Consider the following 21126-nt stretch of genomic DNA (forward strand, 5'->3'; position numbering starts at 1 on the left):
GTCAATGCCCTCCCGTGCCGCGTGCGGCCTTCACCGGCGAGAACAGGAACGTCAGCGGAATGCTGAACGCGCAGAACACCGCGAGGATCGCGAACACGTCGATATACGCGAGGATCGTCGCCTGCGAGATGAAGGTTTCGTAGAGCCGGCCGGTCGCCGTCTGCAGCGCGGCCGGCGGCGGCACGCCCGACAGCGCGCCGATCGTGCGCGCGTTTTCGTGCAGCGCATCCTGGAAGTTCTGCGACAGCGGCGACATGTGCGTGGACAGATGCGCCATCCGCGCCTGCGTGCGCTCGCGGATCAGCGCGGTCGACACCGAAATGCCGATCGAGCCCGCGACGTTGCGGAACATCGTGAACAGCGCCGATGCATCATCGTTGAGCCGCTGCGGGATGGTCAGGTACGCGAGCGTCGTGATCGGCACGAACATGAAACCGATCGCGAGCGACTGCGCGCAGCGGATCATCACCAGGTGCTTGTAGTCGATGTCCGGCACCAGCATGCGCGAATAGATCAGCGCGCCCGACAGCAGCACGAAGCCGAACCCGACGAGGTAACGCGTCTGCACGTGCGGCATCAGCCGGCTCACGAGCGGGATTTCCATCGTGATCAGCAGCGCGCCGGGCGACAGCACGAGGCCCGCGAGCGTCGCCGTGTAGCCGAGATGCTGCTGCGCGAGTTGCGGCACGATCACCGCACTGCCGTACAGCACGGCCGCGAACGTCGCGATCGTCACGCAGCCCAGCGCGAAATTGCGGTCGCGCAGGCACGACAGGTCGACGACCGGTTTCTTCGTGCGCAGCAGCCACAACGTCGCGCCGATCAGCCCGAGCGCGGACAGCACCGCGAAGATGCGGATGAAGTTCGAGCCGAACCAGTCTTCGTCCTCGCCGCGATCGAGCATCACCTGCAGGCAGCCGAGCCCGATCGCGATCAGCCCGATGCCGACATAGTCGACCGAAATCCCGCGCTCGGCGCCGCGCCGCCACGGCGGATCCTCGACGAGCTGCATCACCGCGAGCACGGTCAGCGCGCCGATCGGCACGTTCAGCAGAAACACCCAGCGCCACGAGAAATGATCGGTGATCCAGCCGCCAAGCGTCGGCCCGAGCACCGGCGCGACGACGATCGCGACGGCCGAGATCGAGAACGCGCGATTGCGCTGCTCGGGCGGGAACGTGTCGAGGATGATCGATTGCTGGTTCGGCTGCAGCCCGCCGCCGAACAGCCCCTGCAGTATGCGGAACACGATCAGTTCGCCGAGGTTGGTCGCGATGCCGCAGAGGAACGAACACACGGTGAATGCGGCGATGCACAGCACGAAGTAGCGCTTGCGGCCGAGCAGGCGCCCGAGGAAACCCGAGATCGGCAGCACGATGCCGTTCGCGACGAGGTACGACGTGAGCGTCCAGGTCGCCTCGTCGTAGCTCGCGGACATCGTGCCCGCGATGTGCGGCAGCGCGACGTTGACGATCGTCGTGTCGAGCACCTCCATGAACGCGGCGAGCGTGACGACGATCGCGATGACCCACGGGTTCGCGGCCGGCCGCCATGCGCCGCCGGACGCGCGCGACCGATCGGCCGGCCGGTTCATCGGCGGCCCTCGCGCAACGTGTCGGGCATGCGGAGGTCGGGCATCGGTTCGCTCCGGTGAAGGCGGGCCGCCGCGCGGCGGCCGGTCATTTCAAGTGCACGGTCGGTTCGGCCGACAAACCGAGACCGAGCGGCGGATTGTTCGGCAGCGGGCCGTCGAGCACGATCTTCACGGGCACGCGCTGCACGATCTTCACGAAATTGCCGGTCGCGTTTTCGGTCGGAAACGCGGAGAAGCGCGCGCCGCTGCCGAGCTGGATGCTGTCGACGTGGCCGTGCAGGTCGAGATCGGGATACGCGTCGACCGACACGTCGACGCGATCGCCGATCCGCATTCGTTCGAGTTGCGACTCCTTGAAGTTCGCGGTGATCCACACGCGCGGCGTGACGATCGAGAAGACCGACGCGCCGGCCTGCAGGTACGACCCGAGCTGCACGTTGCGCCGCGTGACCCAGCCGTCGGACGGCGCACGCAGTTCGCAGTACGACAGGTTCAGGTTCGCGGTATCGAGTTGCGCGCGCGCCTGCAGCACCTGCTGGCGGCGCTCCTCGACGGCCGTTTCGGCCTGGCGGATCTGCTGCGGCACGAGGCTCGCGGTGCGCGCCTGCGCCTGGGCCATCGCGACGTTCGCATCGGCGCTCGCGCGCTGCGCGTCGGCCGCGTCGATCGCCTGCTGCGACGTCGCGCGCGCATCGACCGCGCGCTGCCGCTCCTGCGCGGCGAGCGCCTGGCGGTACGCGGCTTCCGCCGATTCGATCTGCGCGCGCGCCTGCCGGTACTGCGCCGGATACTGCACGCGCGCGATGTCGAGTTGCACGCGCGATGCGTCGAGCTGCGCCTGCGCGAGACCGAGCTGCGCACGTGCCGCGTCGACCTGCGCACGGTAGTCGCGCGGATCGATCTCGACCAGCACGTCGCCGCGATGCACGAACGTGTTGTCGTCGACCGCGAGCCGCGTCACGTAGCCGGACACGTGCGGCGCGACGGCCACCGCGTTGCCGTCGGTATACGCGTCGTCGGTGCTTTCCTGGTTGCGCGTCATGAGCCACCAGACGAGCCCCGCGATCACCAGCACGATCACCACCGCGCCGAGGACGATCAACGGTTTCTTGCCCGGCCGCTTGCGTTCGCCCTCGCCGTCGTCGCCGTCGCCATCGCCGCCGGTGCGGCCGCCGCGATCGTCGTGCGGATGGCCGTCGCCTCCGCCGCCGCCCGGCGCGTCGGTGTCGTGTTCGTCGTGGCGGCCTTGTGCGGTGCCGCCGCCGCGGTTGCCGTCGGCGTTGCCGTCGCCGGCGCGGGCGAGTGTCACGAGCGCCGCGAGTTCGGCGGGCGCTTCGCAGAGCGGCGACGCCGGCTCGGCAACCGCGGACGAGAACGTCGCAAAACTGCGCGCCTGCACCTGTGTCCGCCTGCCGCGCCGCCCGGGCGTGAACGCGCGCGCGAGCACGTCGCGCAATCGCTCACTCATGGGCAACGGGAACAGGGTCGCATCGGGCATCGGGTCGCTCTCCAGGCGGGGGCCGCGTGCGGCATTGCACGCGCCGGCCTCAGCCGCGCGTGCAAGCAAACGGCGCGCCCGGCCCGCGTCGTGGTCCCGGCCCGGCACGAATGGCCACGCATCGCCCCGCAAGTTCGGCCGGCACGCGCGATGCGCCACACGAGATCCGATCATCACGACAGGAAACCGGCTCCGATGACACGCTCGAGCTCGCTGGACACCGATTCGCAAGGACAAGACCGCGGCGACAGCACGCCCGGCCCCGAAGGCAAGCGGCACGGCACGGACACGCCGCCGCCGCGCAGTGCGCGCGATCCCGCCGAAGGCAAACCGCCCGAACCCGACGACCATGGGCCGGCACAGCAATCCGGCGAACCGCAGAAGCGGCCGCCGGGACGCGAACGCGAACGCGGCGAACCGCGCTGAGCACGCGTGTTCGGCGTGCAGGCCGGGAGCGGCGGCGTGCGCCCCGCGGCAGAAATGACAACGCGTTGAAAAATCGCGGACGATCGCGCGGCGCGCGGCACGGCCGATGCGCGAGGCCGGTGTAGCCGCGCGACCGGCCATTGGCATCAGCCATCAGCCGTCAGCGGTCAGCGGTCAGCGGTCAGCGGTCAGCCGTCGGACTCTCCGCGCGCCGCGAATACCCGCACCGCACCCCGCACCGCACCGCACCGCACCGCACCGCACCGCACCACCACTATAGGCGCGCCCTGTGCTCAGCCCCCGTCGCAGGTGCCGTCCACTTCTTCACACGGAGGTTTCATGTTCATCCACAACACACGGCTTCAGTACACGGTGCGCGTCGCCGCGCCGAATCCGGGCCTCGCAAACCTGCTGCTCGAACAGTTCGGCGGACCGCAGGGAGAACTCGCCGCCGCGATGCGCTACTTCACGCAGGCGATCACCGAAGAGGATCCCGGCCGCAAGGACATGCTGCTCGACATCGCGACCGAGGAACTGAGCCACCTCGAGGTGATCGGCTCGATCGCCGCGATGCTGAACCGCGGCGCGAAGGGCGAACTCGCCGAAGCGGTCGACGAACAGGCCGATCTGTACCGCAAGCTGCACGGCGCGGGCAACGACAGTCACGTGACGCAGGTGCTGTACGGTGCCGGTTCGCCGCTGACGAATTCGGGCGGCGTGCCGTGGTCGGCCGCGTACATCGACACGATCGGCGAACCGACGGCCGACTTGCGCTCGAACATCGCGGCCGAAGCGCGCGCGAAGATCATCTACGAGCGGCTGATCAACGTGTCCGACGATCCGGGCGTGCGCGACGCGCTCGGTTTCCTGATGACGCGCGAGGTGTCGCACCAGATGTCGTTCGAGAAGGCGCTGTATGCGATCACCGCGAATTTCCCGCCGGGCAAGCTGCCGCCGAAGGCGCCGTACGACCGCGTGTACTTCCGGATGCAGGACGGCGAACCGGTGCCGGGCCCGTGGAATCGCGGCGATTCGCTGTCGCTGCGGCGCGGCGAGCCGGCGGTCGACGGCGGCGACGGTGCGGCGAAGGGCGCGGTCGAGCCGCAGCAGTCGCAGGCGCTCGAAGCGATGACGCGCCGGCTGACCTCCGATCCGCGCTGCGATCCGGTCACGGGCGCCGAGCTGGGCGCGGGCGCACCGCGCGACAGCAGCGCTTCTGCGCCGGGCACCACGCCGCCCGCAAAGCCTTGAGCTCCGCACCGCGCCGCGCGCGGCGGCGCGGCGCGGCGGCCGTGCCGGCCGGGCCTCTCGCGCGATGCCGCGACCGGGCGCCGGCCGCGGCCCACGCGGGCACACCGGTTGCTGCAGGTCGTCATGGATCTCGCCCTTCTCTGCCGCCTTCCGGGCATGACACTCCCAGACCCGTCCGATTTTCCCGTGCGCACCGTGCCGCTGGCTCCGCTGGCGAAGGAACGCGCGACGATCGTCTGCCATCGCAACAACCGCGTGCTGCTGGTCGCGCGCCGGCCGTCGGCCCGCTGGACGCTGCCGGGCGGCGTGATCCGGCGCGGCGAATCGGCGCTCGACGCCGCGCATCGCGAACTGCACGAGGAAACCGGGCTCGTCGACCTCGAACTCGCGTATTTCTTCTACGTCGACGGCAGCGTGAAGCGCCATCACGTGTTCGTCGCGATGCTGCCGCCCGGCCAGCATGCGTGCCCGGGGCGCGAGATCGCGCTGTGCCGCTGGGTCCATCTCGACGCGGTGCCGCGCTGGCCGGCAAGCGCGCCGACGCAGCGCATCGTGCAGCGGATCGCGAGCCTGATCCGCGCGCAGGACACGCGCGGCACCGATCCGGTCACGCGTCCGTCGGCTTCCCGCTGAACGTCGCGCTCGGCTGCCCGGGTTCGCGCGCGAGGCCCTGAGCGAATACCTTCAACCCTTCGAGCAACGGCGTCAGCGCGTCCCACAGCGCTTCGTCGTGCAGCAGCCGGTACACGCCGCGCACGCCGGGCGCCGCATGCTCGTGCTCGGACGGCTGCCACGCGCCGACGTGCCGCAGCGCGTCGGCGGCCGCGAACATGGTCTTGCCGAACTGCTCGGGCGGGATGCTCGACAGCGCCATCACGAGCGCCGCGAGATTTTGCACGCCGGTTTGCGTGCCGGGCTTGTCGAACGCGCCGACGAACGTCTCGGCCATTCGCGCGTTCGCGCTGACGACTTCGTTCGCAAAACGCAGAAAGCCGTGCCGGTGCAGGCTGCCGAGCAGGTTTTCGAGCGCGTGATGCGCATCGGGCGACGGCGCCGGAGGCGTCGTGTCTGGGAGTGGGCGATCGGTCATCAGTTGTTCTCCGGATGGGGCGTCGCACGGCGCTCGTTGCGGCCGCCACGTGCGCGCCGCATTCGTGTCCCGGTTCGTTCTCCGCGCCCGCCGGCGCGACGCCGGTTTCGCCGTCAGTGCATCGGGCCGCCGGGCGGCGCCTTGTACTCGCTGCGCGCGCCCATCGCGTCCTCGACGGCCTTTACGCCGTGCAGCGCGGCCACGCCGTCGACGACCGCATGCCGTTCCGTTTCTTCCACCTGTCCGCTCAGGCGCACGTTACCGTGCTCGACCGTCACGTCGACGTCGCGCGGATGGGAAACCAGATGGCCCAGCGCGGCGCGTACGCGCTCGGTGACCTGCGCGTCGTTCGCGTCGCCCGCCAGCCAGTCGGCGCGCAGTCCCGCGATCGCGCCCCGCGCATGGTCGGCCGCGCGCTTCGCCTGCGTGGTCGCGTAGTCGGCGACACCGTGCCGGCCGGCGATCGCCTTGTCGCGCAGGTAGGCGCGCCGACGCTTGCCGGACGCCGGGTCGAAGAAGTACATCGCCGCCGCGCCGCACGCGACGGCCACCGCCAGATTCAACAGCGGATTGTTCGAACGAGTTCTGGAAGTCATGGGAGCACCGTAGTCGATACCCGGAACCGCCGGGCTTCGTCGGTGGGTGCAGCACGTGACGTTCCTCCTCCGTACCGCCAGACGGCACGGCGCGCGCGCGCCGTGCCACGTACGACGGGCGGAGCGCGTTGCGCGGCAGCCGTGCAAGCGAAATGACAAGCGGTTGAAAAATCCGCGGTACGGATGCTGCACGTGCGAAAGCGCCGGACGTGCCGGCATGTACCGGATGGGCCGCGCGGCTCGCCGGCGGCTTGCGGCCAGCGTCCTCCGTCGTTCCGGCGTGGCACGCGTCGGCACGCCGCGCCAGCCCGGCGTGTCGCGAAGCGGACGCCAACGCGCATGCCAACGCGACCGCCCCCATGCCGGCACGCCAGCCAGGCCCGCCCCCGCTCACCGCGGCGCATGCGTATCCTCGTCGTCGGGAAAAAAGCGGATGTCCGTTAGTTGCGCAATGCCGTCGAGGTCCGGAAAGATCGTCCCGATGCTGACGCCGACGCCCGCCAGTTCCCGGCGGATCGCGGCAAAGCGGTCGCACGGCACGACGATCCTGGTCAGACGGCCGGCGAGATCCGGATCCTCGTCGAGCGGCGCGAAACCCTGCGAATCGGCGTCGTAGCGGTGGATGGTGAACCAGCCGTCCTGCGCGGTGATTCTCGGCATCACGTGGCGCGGCCGGAACACCTTCGTGCGGTCGACCTGCAGCGGCGCGCGCCGCTCGGCGGCCGTCGCGATGTCGTCGGCGTCGTGCGACAGGCACCATACCGCGCCGTCGGCGCCGGTGCCGTTGTCGGTCCTCACCGCGAACCACAGTGCGGCCAGCGCATTGCCCGACCAGTCGAGCAGTCGCGTGCGCATCCCGTGCTGCTGCGCGAGCGCGAGCCAGTCGCACGCGTCGAGGTTCGGCGCCGGGTCGAGGTGCGGCAGCGCACGCCGCGTGAATTCGTCGAGCATCCGCGCCTCGACGTCGGGCGATGCGCATTGCCGCGCGATGCTCGGCACGAGCGGCCAGCCCGCGTTGCATTGTCCGCGGAACAGCCGCGCGGCCGTCGCGCCGTTCGCCGCGCCGATCGCGGTCATGTAGTCGGCGATGCTGCCGATCGACTCGTTCGTCGCGCCGCGTTCACGTCCCATCGTCGCCGCCTCCCCGGTTCGCCGCCGTCACATGTGCTCGTAGCCGATATCGCCGCGCACCTTGCCGCGAAACACCCAGTACGACCAGCACACGTACAGCAGCAGCACGGGCAGCATGAACGCGGTGCCGATCATCAGGAATTCCTGCGACATCTGCGCGGATGCGGCCGACCACAGCGTGATCGACGGCGGCGCGACGTGCGGCCACAGGCTGATCGTCAGGCCGGTGAAGCCGAGAAAGAACAGTCCGATCGACGCGATGAACGGCAGCACGTCGCGGTCCCGCCGCAGCGCCCACTCGGCGAGCCACGCGAGCACGGCGGTCAGCACTGGCACCGGCGAGAAGAACAGCAGGTTCGGCCACGCGAACCAGCGCGCGGCGATGGCGCGGTCGGCCAGCGGCGTCCATACGCTGACCACGACGATGAACACGATCACGCCGACGAGCGCGTAACGCGCGCTGCGTTGCGCGGCCGCGCGCAGCGGCCCTTCGGCCTTCATCACGAGCCATGCCGAACCGAGCAGCAGATAGCCGACGACGAGCCCGGCCGCGGTCACCAGCGGGAACGGCGCGACCCAGTCCCAGCTGGTGCCGGCGAACCGGCCGTCGACGACCTTGAAGCCCTGCACGAACATGCCGAGCACCGCGCCCTGCCCGGCGGTCGCGACCAGCGACCCGCACGCGAATGCGCCGCTCCACAGCCGCTTGCGCGCACCGGTCACGCCGCGAAACTCGAACGCGACGCCGCGAAACAGCAGCCCGAGCAGCATCAGCAGCACCGGGAAATACACGCCCGGCACGACCACCGAGAATGCGCCGGGAAACGCCGCGAGCAGCAGCGTGCCGCCGAGCACGAGCCACGTCTCGTTGAAGTCCCATACCGGCGACACCGACGCGATCATCCGGTCGCGCTCGGCTTCGTCGGTGCGCCAGAAGAACAGCATCCCGACGCCGAGATCGAAGCCGTCGAGCAGCACGTACATCAGCACCGACAGCGCGAGCACGCCGGCCCACAGCGGGACGAGGTCAAGTGCGGTCATCGTTCGCCTCCTGTTGTGCGGCGCCGCTGGCCGATACGGCCGACAGCGGTCGCGCCGAGCGCGCGGACGCGTCGCTCTCCGGCTCGCCCGCATGCGGGCGCACCGGCGCGGTCGGCCCGATCCGCACGAGCCGGCGCAGCAGCACGAAGCCCGAGCCGAAGATCACGATGTAGCTGATCACGTACAGCGCGAGCGACAGCGCGACGTCGCCGGTCGTCAGCGACGGCGTGACCGAATCCGCGGTCCGCATCAGTCCGTACACGGTCCACGGCTGCCGTCCGGCCTCGGTCGTCGTCCAGCCGGCCAGCACCGCGAAGAAGCCGATCGGGATCGCGACGCGGCACGCGGCGAGCCAGCCGCGCCTTTCGTACAGCCGCCGGCCGCGCCACAGCGTGAGCCCGCGCACGATGATCAGCAGCATCACCACGCCGAGCCCGACCATCAGGTGGAACGCGAAGAACACGACTGCGACGGGCGGGCGCCTGTCGCGCGGCCAGTCCTTCAGCCCGTGCACGAGGCCGTTCCAGTCGTGCGTCAGATACAGGCTGCCGAGCTTCGGGATCGACACCTCGAAGCGGTTCGTCTCGCTCGTCTCGTCCGGCAGCGCGAACAGCGTCGCGCGCACGCCGCGCCCGGTATCCCACAGCCCTTCCATCGCCGCGAGCTTGGTCGGCTGGTGTTCGAGTGTGTTCAGCCCGTGTGCGTCGCCGAGCGCGATCTGCACCGGCACCGCGATCGTCAGGAAGAACAGCGCCATCTTCACCATCACCCGGCTTTCCTCCAGCGCGCGCCGCTGCAGCAGGTAATGCGCGCCGACGCCGAGTATCACGAACGCGGTTGTCACGAGGAACGCGGTGACGGTGTGCGTGAGGCGAAACGGAAACGACGGGCTCAGCAGCACCGACAGCATGCTGTCCGGATAGAAGCGGCCGTCGACGATCCGGTAGCCGGTCGGCGTCTGCATCCAGCTGTTGACCGCGAGGATCCAGAACGACGACAGCAGCGTGCCGAGCGCGACCATCACGGCCGACATCGCATGCGCCCACCGCGGCACGCGCGTGCGGCCGAACAGCAGCACGCCGAGGAACGCCGATTCGAGGAAGAACGCGGTCAGCACCTCGTAGGCCATGAAGCCGCCGACGACGTTCGACGTCGCCGCGACGAAGCGGCTCCAGTTCGTGCCGAACTGGAACGGCATCACGATGCCCGACACGACGCCCATCCCGAACGACACCGCGAAGATCCGCAGCCAGAACCGCGACAGCCGCGCATACACGTCGCGTCCGGTCGCCCAGTGCAGCACCTCGAGCGTCGCGATGTAACACGACAGTCCGACCGTGAACGCGGGCAGCAGGATATGCAGCGCGATCACCCATGCGAACTGGAACCGCGACAACAGCAATGCATCGATTTCCATACGGTGCTCCCTCCGGTCTCGATGCGCGGCATCGAGCAAGCGCGATACCGCATCGGCACGCAGCGGCGCAATCGCTGCTCCGCGATCACCGCCGCGCGATCGGCATGGTTCCGTTCACGGCGTCGCGCCATGCTCCTTCTGCCAGCGCTCCATCAACGCGATCTCGTCGCGCTGCGCGGCGATGATGCGGCTCGCGAGCTTGCGCAGCGTCGGATCCTTGCCGTACTTCAGTTCGACCTGCGCCATGTCGATCGCGCCTTGATGATGCGGCGCCATGTGCGACACGAAATCGCGATCGGCGTCGCCGGTGTAGCGCGCGCCTTCCATCGCATCCATCATCCTGCGGTCGGCGCGCTTGTACGCCTGCGTCGACGAGTCCGGAACGGTCGCCGGGGCGGGCGGGCGCAACTGCGCCCACCCGGGCGATGCGACGACGGTGGCGGCCAGCAGTGCGCACGCGGCGCAATAGCGGGTCGCGCGCGCTGGGCAGCGGGTGAAAACGGCCATGTCTTAACTCCTCGAGGTTGATTGCAGGGACGCTGCGTGCGGCACACGGCGCGCAGCGCAACGGCCGCACCTACCGCCACCGCGCGCGCGCATGCGCTTCACCGCGCGCGACGAGCGTGCGGATGCGGTCGGCCGTGCGGCACGCGATCGCCTGGATCGTCAGCGACGGGTTCACGCCGCCGACGGTCGGAAACACCGAGCCGTCGCAGACCCACAGGTTCGGGATGTCCCAACTGCGGCAGTCGGCATCGACGACGCTCGTCGCCGGGTCGTCGCCCATCCGCACGGTGCCCGCGAGGTGGCACGTGTCGTCTTCCTCGTGCCAGATGTCGCGCGCGCCGGCGAGTTCCAGCGAACGGTCCATCTGCGCGAACGCATGGCGCAGCATCCGGCGGTCGTTGTCGTCGTACGAATAGGTGACGCGTGCAACCGGCAGCCCGAACGCGTCGCGCTCGTCCGCGAGCGTCACGCGGTTGTCGTCGCGCGGCAGCGTCTCGCCGACGATCTTCAGCCCGGCCTGGAAGTTGTAGCGCGCCATCTCGCGCTTTAGCGCGTCGCCCCACAGCCCGCGCCCGGCAATCTTGCGCGCCCATTCGATCGGCAGCGGCCCCTGGCTCATCCAGCAGTAGCCGCCGAAGAAATCCTTGCCGTCGTCCGCGTAGTTCCAGTGCTCGGTGATCGACAGCGACGGCGGCCCCTTGTACCAGCGCACCTCGTCGTCCATCGTCCCCCACGACGCCTGGTTCAGCTGCGCCATCATGTAGCGGCCGACGAGGCCCGAGCTGTTCGCGAGTCCCTGCGGATGACGCCCGTTCGCGGACAGCAGCAGCAATCGCGGCGTCTCGATCGCGTAGCCCGCGACGACGACGTTGCGCGCGCGCTGGAAATGCGTGCGGCCGTCGCGCCGGTAGTGGACGCCCGTCACGCGATCGCCTTCGGCTTCGATCCGCAACGCCATCGCGAGATCGCGCACTTCGGCGCCGGCCGCGACCGCGCGCGGGATCCACGTGATGAGCGCGCTCTGCTTCGCGTTGGTCGCGCAGCCGGCGATGCAGAAGCCGCGATATACGCACGGATGCGCACGGCCGCGCGGCGCGGACAGCGTCGCGAGCGGGGTCGGCGTCCAGCCGATGCCGAGCGCGTCGGCGCCGCGCGCAAGCACGAGCGCGGCCGCATTGAGTTCGTGTGCGCGGTACGGATAGCGCGGGCGCGGCGGCCCCCACGGATAGTTCACCGGCCCGCTGATCTTCAGCGCCTGCTCGACCTCGCGGTAGTAGCGCCACATCTCGCGCCAGTCGAGCGGCCAGTCGACGCCGTAGCCGAGCAGCGTGCGCGAGCGGAACCATTCGGGCCGGAAGCGCAGCGACACCATCGCGAAGTGCACGGTGCTGCCGCCGATCGCGCGGCCGCTGTTGTTGGTGCCGAGCGTCAGCGGGTTCGCGCCGTCGCAGATCCGCTCGTCGGTCCAGAACAGCTTGCGCTGGTGCGCTTCGTCGGATGCGAATTCCTCGAGCGGCCGCCACCAGGCGCCCGCATCGAGCGCGACGACCGAAAAGCCGTGCTCGGCGAGCCGGCACGCGAGCGTGCCGCCGCCCGCGCCGGTGCCGACGATCACGAAGTCGACCGGCTCGTCGTCGCGGAACATCCGCATCGGCGACCAGCCGCCGACCCGCAGCGGATCGGGCGCGCGGCCGTCGCAGCCGCGCGGCTTGTCGGCGTACAGCGAATCAGCGCCCATCGCGATCGCCCTCCGCATCCACCTGCGCTTCCCACGGGTCGCGCCGGTTGAAATCCATCCGCACGTAGCCGCGCGGGCTCGCCGGGCCGCCGAAGCCGATCTCGTTCCATGCGAACGGGTGGCTGTAGTACGCACCGCAGATGTCCATCAGCACGCGCTTCGAGAAGAACGTGCGCGGGTCCATGCCGGCCCACGCGGCTTCGACCTGACGATCGATCCGGCCATGCTGGACCGCGCGCAGCAGCGCATCGGCGTCCTTCCCGTCGAGCGACGCGAACGGACGGTCGTGCGCGTGGCGCGCCATCGCGTCGAGCGCGGCGAGCCCCGTATGCCACGCGGCGCGCAACGGCGGCAGCCGCGCGTCGCGAAAGCCGTCGCCTTCGTCGCTCGCGAGTCGCGCGTCGATCAGCGCGGCGGTCGGCACCGGACCGGCACCGCCCTTCTGCTGCGGGACGATGCGGTCGCACAGCGCGCCGAGCGTCGCGTACTGCTCGGCGTTGAAGTGGCGCGGCGCGGTCGCGGCGACGCGCAGCCGCGCGTCGATCGCGCGGCGGGTCGCGTCGTTCCACGATGGCGTGTCGCGCTTCGCGAGCACGTCGTAACTCGAATAGCGCGGCAGCGCGACCGCGTTGTCGTCGGGTTGCTTCATCGTGCCTCCCGTTCGGCGAGCGCGGTCGCGGCAAGGCCGGCGATCGCGAGTGCGGTGAAGCTCGGCGGCGCCGGCAGCGGCGGCCCCGACAGCACGTTCTGCGACCAGTTGCGCCAGCCGCCCATCTGCCGCGCGACGCCGCGCGCATGGAACGCGACGCCGACGAAGCCGAGCACGGCCGTCGCGCGCATCCACCAGCGGCAGAAGCGCCGGTCGCCGGACGGACGCGACATCGCGATCTGCGCGGCGCTCAGTGCAGCAATCGGCGGCACGATCAGCGGCACGAACATCGCACGATGCTGGAATGCGCCGCGAAAATGCAGCAACCCGACTTCGCCGAGCGTGCCGACGAGTCCGGCCGCGACCAGTCCGGACAGCGCACGGCCGGCCGGCAGTCCGGCGAGGCGCGGTGCGTCGGCCGGACACGCGCGCAGCCGCTCGCCGGTTGCGCCGAGCAGCCCGGACAGCAGCAGCGCGAACGGCGCGCCGAGCGGCGCCCCGTAGAACAGGTTGTGCCAGCTGAAACGGCCGGGCCGCTTCGTCACGTTGTACAGATGGAACGCGGAACCGGCGAGACCGACTGCCGCCGCTGCGACGTGTACGGCGTCGCGCAGCTTGTGGCGCTCGGGCGTGTCGTCCGCATGGCCGTGCACGCTCGCGAGCACCGACAGCGTCGACGCCACCAGCGGCGCGACCATCGCGCGGTTGTGGAACGTGCCGCGATAGTGCTCGACGCCGCTGTCGGCGAGCACCGATCCGGCGAGCAGCAGCGCGCTGCGGTTCAGCAGCCGCGCGGCATCGGTCATCAACCGGTCGTGCTCGTCCGCGCGGGGTCGGGAGTGTCGCATCGGTCCTCCTTGCCGTGATGGTCGTCCGTCGCGCCGCATCGACGCAAAACAAGCGGATGCAGCCCGACGCGTTCAGATCGCGAATGCCGCGACGTCGGCCGCGCGCAGTTCGAGGCCGAGGCCCGGGCGCGTCGCATCGATCTCGAGCGCGCCGTCGACGAGCGCCGGTGCGCCGTCGAACATCATTCGCTCGATCCGCACGTGATCGTGAAACCACTCGACGTGGCGCATGCGCGGCGCGACGCAACCGACGTGGCGGTGCAGCGCGGGCGCGCAATGCGCGGACACGTCGACGTGATGCGCATCGGCGAGCGCAGCCGCCGCGAGAAAACCGCTGACGCCGCCGCAGCGCGTCGCGTCGGCCTGCAGCACGTCGACCGCGCCGCCTTCGAGCAGCCGCCGGAAATCGTCGGGCGTATACGCGTATTCGCCGGCCGCGACGTCGACCCGCGCACCGACGTGCTCGCGCACGAACCGCAATCCTGCGACGTCGTCGCTGCTGACCGGCTCCTCGAACCAGCGGATCGCGCAATCTTCGACCGATTCCGCGAACGCGAGCGCGGTGCGCGCCGCATACGCGCCGTTCGCGTCGACGAACAGCTCGACGTCGGGCCCAAGCGCGTCGCGCGCCACGCGCACGCGTGACGGATCGCGCGCATCGTGCGCGCCGATCTTGATCTTGCATGCACCGACGTGTTCGCTGCGCCAGCCGTCGAGTTGCGCGGCGAGCGTCGCATCGTCGTAGGTCGTGAAGCCGCCGCTGCCGTACACCGGCACGCGTTCGCGCAGGCGGCCGAGCAGGATCGCGAGCGGCACGCCGGCGAACTTCGCCTTCGCGTCCCACAGGGCGGCGTCGAGTGCGGAGATCGCGGTCGCCGCGATGCCGGCGCGCCCGACGTTGCGCACCGCGCGCCATAGCGCGTCGACGGCGGCCGGAATGTCGGGAAGCGGCCGGTTGCGCAGCACGTCGGCCAGCATCGATGCGACGAGCGACGCGGCGCTCGCGTCCGTGTACGTGTAGCCGAGCCCCGTCACGGGCCCCGCGTCGATCTCGACGACGACGATCGTCGTCGCGTGCCATGCGTAAGTGCCGTCGGCTTCGGGCCGGTCGGTCGGCACGCGGTACGCGCTGGCGCGCACGTCGTCGATCGCCGGTGCGTCGGAAAGTGCCATCGTCGCGCTCCGGATTGCTTGCTGTTTGCTTGCAACCCCCGCGTGCAACGCCCGTGCCCGGCACGGTCGCGCGGCGCCGCACGGCACGCGACTTGCGCGCCGCCGGGCAGCGCCGCGCACGGCGACGGCCCGCGCGCGGCTCATCGGCTCATCCGGAACCAAGGAGAAACGGCATGGCGACAGTGGCGGATTTCATCGTCGAACGGCTGTACGACTGGGGTGTGCGTCGCATATACGGCTACCCGGGCGACGGCATCAACGGCTTCTTCGGCGCACTCAACCGGGCCGAGGGCAAGATCGAATTCATCCAGGCGCGGCACGAGGAGATGGCGGCGTTCATGGCGTCCGCGCATGCAAAATTTACAGGCGAGCTCGGCGTGTGCGTCGCGACATCGGGCCCCGGCGCCGCGCACCTCGTGACCGGGATGTACGACGCGCGGCTCGACCACATGCCGCTGCTCGCGATCGTCGGCCAGCAGGCGCGTGCGGCGCTCGGCGGCCACTATCAGCAGGAAGTCGATCTGTCGGCACTCTACAAGGACGTTGCGGGCGCATTCGTCCAGCTTGCGGTGGTGCCGGGCCAGGTGCGCCATCTGGTCGACCGCGCGGTGCGCATCGCGCTCAGCGCGCGCACGGTCACCGCGCTGGTGCTGCCGAACGACCTGCAGGAGCTCGACTACGCGCCGCCGAAGCGCGCGCACGGCACCGTGCACTCCGGCGTCGGCTACACCGCGCCGAAGGTCGTACCGTATGCGGACGACCTGCAGCGCGCGGCCGACGTGCTCAATGGCGGCAAGAAGGTCGCGATGCTGGTCGGCGCGGGCGCGCTGCGCGCGACCGACGAGGTGATCGCGGTGGCCGACCGGCTCGGCGCGGGCGCCGCGAAGGCGCTGCTCGGCAAGGCCGCGCTGCCGGACGACCTGCCGTGGGTGACCGGCTCGATCGGTCTGCTCGGCACCAAGCCGAGCTACGAGCTGATGACCGAATGCGACACGCTGCTCGTCGTCGGCTCCGGGTTCCCGTATTCGGAATTTCTGCCGAAGGAAGGCCAGGCGCGCGGCGTGCAGATCGACCTGAAGGCCGACATGCTGAGCCTGCGCTATCCGATGGAGGTGAACCTCGTCGGCGACAGCGCGGAAACGCTGCGCGCGCTGCTGCCGCTGCTGAAGGAGCGGCACGATACCGGGTGGCGCGAGCGGATCGCGAAATGGAACGCCGACTGGCACGACACGCTCGCCGCGCGGGCGGCCGCAAAGGCTTCCGCCGGGCGCGGCGTGAATCCGCAGCGCGCGTTCACCGAGCTGTCGCCGCGGCTGCCCGACGACGTGATCCTGACGAGCGATTCGGGCTCCTGCGCAAACTGGTACGCGCGCGACCTGATGATCCGGCGCGGGATGATGGGCTCGCTGTCCGGTGGCCTCGCATCGATGGGCGCGGCGGTGCCGTATGCGATTGCCGCGAAGTTCGCGTATCCGGTGCGTCCGGTGATCGCGATGGTCGGCGACGGCGCGATGCAGATGAACAACATGGCAGAACTGATCACCGTCGCGAAGTACTGGCGGCAATGGCCCGATCCGCGCTGGATCTGCATGGTGCTGAACAACGAGGACCTGAACCAGGTCACGTGGGAGCAGCGCGTGATGGAAGGCGATCCGAAGTTCGACGCGTCGCAGCAGATTCCGAACGTGCCGTACTATCGCTTCGCAACGCTGCTCGGGCTGAAAGGCATCTACGTCGACGATCCGGAACAGCTGGGCGCCGCGTGGGACGAGGCGCTCGCGTCCGACCGGCCGGTCGTGCTCGAGGTGAAGAGCGATCCGGAGGTGCCGCCGCTGCCGCCGCACGTGACGCTGCAGCAGGCGAAGCATTTCGCCGAGACGCTGGTGAAGGGCGATGCGCGCGAAGCGAACGTGATCGTCGAGACGGCGCGGCAGGTGCTGTCGGCCGTGCTGCCGGGCAACGGCGAACACGGCGGCAAGGGCGGCAAGCACGAGTCGTAGCGAACGCCGGCGGCAATCCGCGCGGCGCGACTGCGGCGCCGTGCGGTGCGGCCCGGTGCGTCAGCCGATATCGACGTCGTCGCGCCCGTCGCCCTGCAGCGCGAGCGCCGCGTTCACGAGCCCGACCTGTCCGAGCGTAAACGGAAAATTGCCGCACATGCGCTGCGCATGTACGTCGTATTCCTCCGCCAGCAGGCCGACGTCGTTGCGCAGGCGCAGCAGCCGCTCGAACTGCGCATGCGCGTCGTCTTCGCGGCCCTGCATCTGGTAGACCTGCGCGAGCCAGAAGCCGGCCGCGACGAACGCACCCTCGTCGCCCTCGCAGCCGTCCGCGAAGCGCTGCGGCCGATAGCGGAACGGCAGCCCGTCCTCCACCAGCTCGCGCTCGATCGCCGCGACCGTCGCGCCGACGCGCGGATCGGCCGCATCGAGCATCCCCGTCAGCGGAATCAGCAGCAGGCTCACGTCGAGCCCGTCGCCGTCGTAGCGGTCGACGAAGCGCCCCAGTTTCGCGTGATAGCCGCGCGCCAGCACATCGGCGCGCACCGCCTCGGCCCAGCGGCGCCACACGTCGAGCGGCGCGTGATGGCCGAACGTTTTCGCGGAGCGGTACGCGCTTTCGACGGCCGCCCACACCATCACCTTCGACGACGTGAACTGGTGCCGGCCGCTGCGCACTTCCCAGATGCCTTCGTCCGGCTCGCGCCAGATCGTCGCCAGATGTTCGAGCAGGCGGCGTTCGAGCATCCACGCGTCGTCGTCGGGCGGCAATCCGTGCCGGCGCGCCTGGTACAACGCGCCGAGCACTTCGCCGTACACGTCGAGCTGCAGCTGGTCGGCCGCCGCGTTGCCGAAGCGCACCGGCTGCGCGCCTTCGTAACCGGCCAGGTGCTCGGCGTGCCACTCCGCCGCGCGCCGGCCGCCGTCGGCTGCATACAGCACCTGCAATTGCGACGGATGATCGGCGATCGCGCGCACCAGCCAGTCGCGCCAGCGCGCTGCCTCGTCGCGGTAGCCGCAGCGCACCAGCGCGCGCAACGTGAAGCTCGCGTCGCGCAGCCAGCAGAACCGGTAATCCCAGTTGCGCTTGCCGCCGAAGCGCTCGGGCAGCGAGCTCGTCGGCGCGGCGACGATGCCGCCGGTGCGCACGCTCGACGCCAGTTTCACCGTGATCAGCGCGCGCTCGATCGCGTCGCGATACGGGCCCTCGGCCGCGTTGCAATCCGCCCACACGCGCCAGAACGCCTGCGTGTCGCGCAGCGACGCGTACGCGTCGGGCACGGCCGGCGCCCGGTCGAACGAGCGCGCGTAGCTGATGCAGAAATCGACGCGCGCGCCCGCCTCGACCTTGAGCGTGCCGACGAGCCGGTCGCTCTGCACGTCGAGTGTCGCGTCGGTGTCGAGCCACATCGCGTCGCCGCCCGTCATCATCCGCCAGCGCCGGCCGAAGCGGCGGCACCACGGCAACGCGCTGCCGTAGTCGAAGCGCACGCCCAGATCGACGTCGATGTCGACCGACCCGTGCTCGCCGCTCACGCTGCGGATCAGGCACGGATCGGGCGCGTTCCAGCTCATCCAGTCGGTAATCGCGATGCAGCCCGACGCGGTTTCGAAGCGCGTTTCGAGCACCGCGGTGCCCGGCAGATAGCGGCGCGTCGCGCGTGCATCCGGGTCGTGCGGCGCGATGCGGAAGCGGCCGTTGTCCGGCGTGCCGACGAGCGCCGCAAAGCATGGCGGCGAATCGAAGTCCGGCCAGCACAGCCAGTCGATGCTGCCGTCGAGCGCGACGAGTGCGGCACTGCGGCCGTCGCCGATCAGCGCGTAGTCCTCGATCCGCATCGCGCTCACCGGTCGATCTTGCGCGCGGCGACCCACGCGGCGGCGAGCATCGCGAAGACTGCGCCGTACGCGAGCGCGCGCGTCGTGCCGAGGCCGGCCTCCGCGCCGGTGCGGCGCGCTTCGGCAGCGAACGCGCCGCGCGTCGCATGACGGCCCGGCACCGTATGCCACAGGTTCGAGTCGCGCGGCACGGCGAGCGTCTCGCGCTGCTGGCCGCGCACGGCCGTCAGCGCGAGATAGCGGTCGAAGCACGCAGGCGCGAGCGCATTCGCGACGATCGCGGCGAGCGACGACCAGCCGACCCAGCGCTCGCGGCCCGGATGGCGCGCGGCCGCCACGATCGCGTCGGCCGCGACTTCGGGCGCATAGACGGGTGCGACCGGGCGCGGCTCGTGCGGCAACTTCGATTCGGCCCAGTCGAACTGCGGCGTGTCGATCGCGGGCAGCTGCACCATGGTCACGTGCACGCGGCTGTTCGCATGCAGCAGCTCGCAGCGCAGCGCGTCGGTGAAGCCGCGGATCGCATGCTTCGCGCCGCAGTACGGCGACTGCAGCGGAATCGAGCGGTACGCGAGCGCGGAGCCGACCTGCACGATCGTGCCGCGATTGCGCGCGGACATCCGCGCGAGCGCCGAGCGCGTGCCGTTCACGCAGCCCAGATAGGTGACGTCGGTCACGCGCGCATAGTCTTCCGGCGAAATCTCGTCGAACGGCGCGAACACCGTCACCATCGCGTTGTTGACCCACACGTCGAGCGGGCCGAGCTCGTTCTCGATGCGCTCGGCGGCCGCATCGAGCGCGGCCGCATCGCTGACGTCCACGGCGATCGGCAGCGCTTCGACGCCATAAGCACGCACTTCGCTCGCAGTGTCGTCAAGCGCACGCGGATCGCGCGCGAGTAGCGCGACGTTGGCGCCGAGGCGCGCGAACGCATGGGCGGTCGCGCGACCGACGCCGGCACTCGCGCCGGTAATCGCGACGGTCTTCACGGTGAATTCCTCCCGTTTTTCGATAGGGGCCGGTGCGCCGCCGGGACAGGGCCGAAACTGCGTGCCGGAACGCGATCGACCTAGCAAGCGGCGTACCGCGCAACGGGAGAACCGCGCAATTCGCGCGCGCGGCGTGAACGGGCGCCAAATTTACAAGGCCGCTGTAACGCGCCGGATATCGCGCATGCAGCGCCGGCGCCGCATGCGCGCGCGCCGCGCACGCATGGAACTTGCTCCGCCGCGAACGGCTTGTCGTCGTGCCGTCGAATCCGGCAAGGAGTCGTATTGCTCGTCCCGCCGTTCCTGAAAGCGCATCGTATGGTTCGCCACGCCGCTGCCGCGTGCAGCGTCGCGCCGGCGCTCGCACGCGCTGCCGCCGCGTCCGACGCATCGACCGCGCCGGCCGGGCCGCTGCCGCTCGCGTACGTCGCCCATGCGGCGGGCCCCGCCGCGCAGCCGGTGTTCGTGCTCGGCTGGGCGCTGCTCGCACTGTGCACGTTCGTGTGCGTCGCGATCGCCGTGCTGCTGCTGATCGCCCTGTTTCGCCGCCGCGCGCAGGCAGGCGGCCACGGCAGCGGGCTGACGATCGTGGCGGTCGGCACCGCGATCTCGATCGTGCTGCTGTTCGGCGCGCTCGTGTACATGCTGCGCGTGCTCGGCACGGTCGCGTCGCCGCCGAGCCCGCCCGCGCTGACGATCGTCGTGACCGCGCACGACTGGTGGTGGTCGGTCCGCTATCCGGACGACGCGGGCGGCGCCGCGTTCGTCACCGCGAACGAGATTCACATCCCCGTCGGCGAGCCGGTCGCAATCGACCTGAAGAGCGCCGACGTGATTCACGCGTTCTGGGTGCCGCAGCTGGCCGGCAAGACCCAGACGATCCCCGGCCAGACCAATCATCAGTGGCTGCAGGCGGACCGGCCCGGCGTCTATCGCGGCCAGTGCTCGCAATACTGCGGCGCGCAGCATGCGCACATGGCGTTCGAAGTCGTCGCCGAACCGCCGGACGCGTTCCGCGCGTGGCTCGCCGCGCAGCGGCAGCCCGCGCCCGTCCCGGCGGCCGGCGCCGAACAGCGCGGCTGGCGTGTATTCGCCGCGCGCTGCGCGGGCTGCCACGCGGTGCGCGGCACCGACGCGGCCGGCGACGCAGGCCCCGACCTGTCGCATCTCGGTGCGCGCCGGCTGCTCGCGGCCGGCACGCTCGACAACACGCCGGACAACTTGCGGCGCTGGATCGCGCATGCGCAGCAGATCAAGCCGCTGACGCTGATGCCGTCGTTCGCGCTCGCCCCGCGCGACGCCGACGATCTCGCCGCGTATCTCGCCACGCTGCACTGAA

Annotated in this window: 19 protein-coding genes; 5 read left to right on the forward strand and 14 right to left on the reverse strand. The window is 70.6% G+C overall.

Annotation, left to right across the window (positions count from 1 at the left end; translation table 11 throughout):
- Nucleotide 1: 1 nt before the first annotated feature.
- Nucleotides 2-1594 carry a DHA2 family efflux MFS transporter permease subunit gene (locus tag Q3A80_RS18280; RefSeq protein WP_446330324.1) on the reverse strand — a complete coding sequence of 531 codons (1593 nt, stop codon included), beginning with the start codon at nucleotides 1592-1594 and terminating at the stop codon, nucleotides 2-4.
- Between the two features lie 85 nt (nucleotides 1595-1679).
- Entirely contained in the window at nucleotides 1680-3092 is a 1413-nt protein-coding gene (locus Q3A80_RS18285) for an HlyD family secretion protein (protein ID WP_446330325.1), read from the reverse strand.
- Nucleotides 3093-3287: 195 nt separating this feature from the next.
- Here Q3A80_RS18285 and Q3A80_RS18290 point away from each other — a divergent pair, with 195 nt between their 5' ends.
- The 3 genes from Q3A80_RS18290 to Q3A80_RS18300 all read left to right on the forward strand — a co-directional run bounded on the left by Q3A80_RS18290 (nucleotide 3288) and on the right by Q3A80_RS18300 (nucleotide 5402).
- The gene (locus tag Q3A80_RS18290; RefSeq protein WP_446330326.1) at nucleotides 3288-3518 is read left to right on the forward strand and encodes a hypothetical protein; all 231 of its coding nucleotides are present in this window, start codon (nucleotides 3288-3290) and stop codon (nucleotides 3516-3518) included.
- 339 nt (nucleotides 3519-3857) lie between these two features.
- Nucleotides 3858-4769 carry a manganese catalase family protein gene (locus Q3A80_RS18295; RefSeq protein WP_446330327.1) on the forward strand — a complete coding sequence of 304 codons (912 nt, stop codon included), beginning with the start codon at nucleotides 3858-3860 and terminating at the stop codon, nucleotides 4767-4769.
- A 156-nt stretch (nucleotides 4770-4925) separates the two neighbouring features.
- Nucleotides 4926-5402 (forward strand): NUDIX hydrolase, encoded by a 477-nt coding sequence (locus tag Q3A80_RS18300; protein WP_446330328.1) that lies wholly within the window; start codon nucleotides 4926-4928, stop codon nucleotides 5400-5402.
- Here the strand turns inward: Q3A80_RS18300 and Q3A80_RS18305 are convergent.
- The 10 genes from Q3A80_RS18305 to Q3A80_RS18350 form a co-directional block, all read right to left on the reverse strand.
- A complete protein-coding gene (locus Q3A80_RS18305; protein ID WP_446330329.1) occupies nucleotides 5377-5859 on the reverse strand; it encodes a DUF1641 domain-containing protein in 483 nt (160 codons plus the stop codon). The two genes, Q3A80_RS18300 and Q3A80_RS18305, sit on opposite strands and share 26 nt — an antisense overlap.
- Nucleotides 5860-5972: 113 nt before the next feature.
- Nucleotides 5973-6455 (reverse strand): BON domain-containing protein, encoded by a 483-nt coding sequence (locus tag Q3A80_RS18310; RefSeq protein WP_446330330.1) that lies wholly within the window; start codon nucleotides 6453-6455, stop codon nucleotides 5973-5975.
- 390 nt (nucleotides 6456-6845) lie between these two features.
- Entirely contained in the window at nucleotides 6846-7586 is a 741-nt protein-coding gene (locus Q3A80_RS18315; protein WP_446330331.1) for an FRG domain-containing protein, read from the reverse strand.
- 27 nt (nucleotides 7587-7613) lie between these two features.
- On the reverse strand, nucleotides 7614-8627 hold the full coding sequence (gene cydB, locus Q3A80_RS18320; RefSeq protein WP_446330332.1) for a cytochrome d ubiquinol oxidase subunit II: 1014 nt from the start codon (nucleotides 8625-8627) through the stop codon (nucleotides 7614-7616).
- The gene (locus Q3A80_RS18325) at nucleotides 8614-10044 is read right to left on the reverse strand and encodes a cytochrome ubiquinol oxidase subunit I (RefSeq protein WP_446330333.1); all 1431 of its coding nucleotides are present in this window, start codon (nucleotides 10042-10044) and stop codon (nucleotides 8614-8616) included. The genes cydB and Q3A80_RS18325 overlap by 14 nt, the downstream gene beginning before the upstream one ends.
- A 114-nt stretch (nucleotides 10045-10158) precedes the next feature.
- The gene (gene copM / locus Q3A80_RS18330; RefSeq protein ID WP_446330334.1) at nucleotides 10159-10551 is read right to left on the reverse strand and encodes a CopM family metallochaperone; all 393 of its coding nucleotides are present in this window, start codon (nucleotides 10549-10551) and stop codon (nucleotides 10159-10161) included.
- Between the two features lie 70 nt (nucleotides 10552-10621).
- Nucleotides 10622-12289 (reverse strand): GMC family oxidoreductase, encoded by a 1668-nt coding sequence (locus tag Q3A80_RS18335; RefSeq protein ID WP_446330335.1) that lies wholly within the window; start codon nucleotides 12287-12289, stop codon nucleotides 10622-10624.
- Nucleotides 12279-12938 (reverse strand): gluconate 2-dehydrogenase subunit 3 family protein, encoded by a 660-nt coding sequence (locus tag Q3A80_RS18340; RefSeq protein WP_446330336.1) that lies wholly within the window; start codon nucleotides 12936-12938, stop codon nucleotides 12279-12281. Before Q3A80_RS18340 ends, Q3A80_RS18335 begins: the two co-directional genes overlap by 11 nt.
- A complete protein-coding gene (locus Q3A80_RS18345) occupies nucleotides 12935-13786 on the reverse strand; it encodes a hypothetical protein (RefSeq protein ID WP_446330337.1) in 852 nt (283 codons plus the stop codon). The genes Q3A80_RS18340 and Q3A80_RS18345 overlap by 4 nt, the downstream gene beginning before the upstream one ends.
- 72 nt (nucleotides 13787-13858) lie before the next feature.
- Nucleotides 13859-14959, reverse strand: coding sequence for an enolase C-terminal domain-like protein (locus tag Q3A80_RS18350; protein WP_446330338.1), 1101 nt, complete (start codon nucleotides 14957-14959; stop codon nucleotides 13859-13861).
- A 173-nt stretch (nucleotides 14960-15132) separates the two neighbouring features.
- Between Q3A80_RS18350 and Q3A80_RS18355 the strand changes: the two genes are divergently transcribed.
- Complete coding sequence (locus tag Q3A80_RS18355; RefSeq protein ID WP_446330339.1) at nucleotides 15133-16959, forward strand: thiamine pyrophosphate-requiring protein; 1827 nt, start codon at nucleotides 15133-15135, stop codon at nucleotides 16957-16959.
- 60 nt (nucleotides 16960-17019) lie between these two features.
- Here the strand turns inward: Q3A80_RS18355 and Q3A80_RS18360 are convergent, their stop codons facing one another.
- Nucleotides 17020-18798: a glycoside hydrolase family 15 protein gene (locus Q3A80_RS18360; RefSeq protein ID WP_446330340.1), complete on the reverse strand. Its 1779-nt coding sequence runs from the start codon at nucleotides 18796-18798 to the stop codon at nucleotides 17020-17022.
- A 5-nt stretch (nucleotides 18799-18803) separates the two neighbouring features.
- A complete protein-coding gene (locus Q3A80_RS18365) occupies nucleotides 18804-19787 on the reverse strand; it encodes an SDR family oxidoreductase (protein WP_446330341.1) in 984 nt (327 codons plus the stop codon).
- Between the two features lie 318 nt (nucleotides 19788-20105).
- Between Q3A80_RS18365 and coxB the strand changes: the two genes are divergently transcribed.
- Nucleotides 20106-21125 carry a cytochrome c oxidase subunit II gene (gene coxB, locus Q3A80_RS18370; RefSeq protein ID WP_446330342.1) on the forward strand — a complete coding sequence of 340 codons (1020 nt, stop codon included), beginning with the start codon at nucleotides 20106-20108 and terminating at the stop codon, nucleotides 21123-21125.
- The last annotated feature ends 1 nt before the right edge of the window (nucleotide 21126 follow it).

Source organism: Burkholderia sp. SR8, from assembly GCF_052851275.1.

Excerpts from the sequence above, each read along its gene's own strand:
- Q3A80_RS18280 (WP_446330324.1), bottom strand. The coding sequence starts at position 1,594 with ATGAACCGGCCGGCCGATCGGTCGCGCGCGTCCGGCGGCGCATGGCGG.
- Q3A80_RS18285 (WP_446330325.1), bottom strand. The coding sequence starts at position 3,092 with ATGCCCGATGCGACCCTGTTCCCGTTGCCCATGAGTGAGCGATTGCGC.
- Q3A80_RS18290 (WP_446330326.1), top strand. The coding sequence starts at position 3,288 with ATGACACGCTCGAGCTCGCTGGACACCGATTCGCAAGGACAAGACCGC.
- Q3A80_RS18295 (WP_446330327.1), top strand. The coding sequence starts at position 3,858 with ATGTTCATCCACAACACACGGCTTCAGTACACGGTGCGCGTCGCCGCG.
- Q3A80_RS18300 (WP_446330328.1), top strand. The coding sequence starts at position 4,926 with ATGACACTCCCAGACCCGTCCGATTTTCCCGTGCGCACCGTGCCGCTG.
- Q3A80_RS18305 (WP_446330329.1), bottom strand. The coding sequence starts at position 5,859 with ATGACCGATCGCCCACTCCCAGACACGACGCCTCCGGCGCCGTCGCCC.
- Q3A80_RS18310 (WP_446330330.1), bottom strand. The coding sequence starts at position 6,455 with ATGACTTCCAGAACTCGTTCGAACAATCCGCTGTTGAATCTGGCGGTG.
- Q3A80_RS18315 (WP_446330331.1), bottom strand. The coding sequence starts at position 7,586 with ATGGGACGTGAACGCGGCGCGACGAACGAGTCGATCGGCAGCATCGCC.
- cydB (WP_446330332.1), bottom strand. The coding sequence starts at position 8,627 with ATGACCGCACTTGACCTCGTCCCGCTGTGGGCCGGCGTGCTCGCGCTG.
- Q3A80_RS18325 (WP_446330333.1), bottom strand. The coding sequence starts at position 10,044 with ATGGAAATCGATGCATTGCTGTTGTCGCGGTTCCAGTTCGCATGGGTG.
- copM (WP_446330334.1), bottom strand. The coding sequence starts at position 10,551 with ATGGCCGTTTTCACCCGCTGCCCAGCGCGCGCGACCCGCTATTGCGCC.
- Q3A80_RS18335 (WP_446330335.1), bottom strand. The coding sequence starts at position 12,289 with ATGGGCGCTGATTCGCTGTACGCCGACAAGCCGCGCGGCTGCGACGGC.
- Q3A80_RS18340 (WP_446330336.1), bottom strand. The coding sequence starts at position 12,938 with ATGAAGCAACCCGACGACAACGCGGTCGCGCTGCCGCGCTATTCGAGT.
- Q3A80_RS18345 (WP_446330337.1), bottom strand. The coding sequence starts at position 13,786 with ATGCGACACTCCCGACCCCGCGCGGACGAGCACGACCGGTTGATGACC.
- Q3A80_RS18350 (WP_446330338.1), bottom strand. The coding sequence starts at position 14,959 with ATGGCACTTTCCGACGCACCGGCGATCGACGACGTGCGCGCCAGCGCG.
- Q3A80_RS18355 (WP_446330339.1), top strand. The coding sequence starts at position 15,133 with ATGGCGACAGTGGCGGATTTCATCGTCGAACGGCTGTACGACTGGGGT.
- Q3A80_RS18360 (WP_446330340.1), bottom strand. The coding sequence starts at position 18,798 with ATGCGGATCGAGGACTACGCGCTGATCGGCGACGGCCGCAGTGCCGCA.
- coxB (WP_446330342.1), top strand. The coding sequence starts at position 20,106 with ATGGTTCGCCACGCCGCTGCCGCGTGCAGCGTCGCGCCGGCGCTCGCA.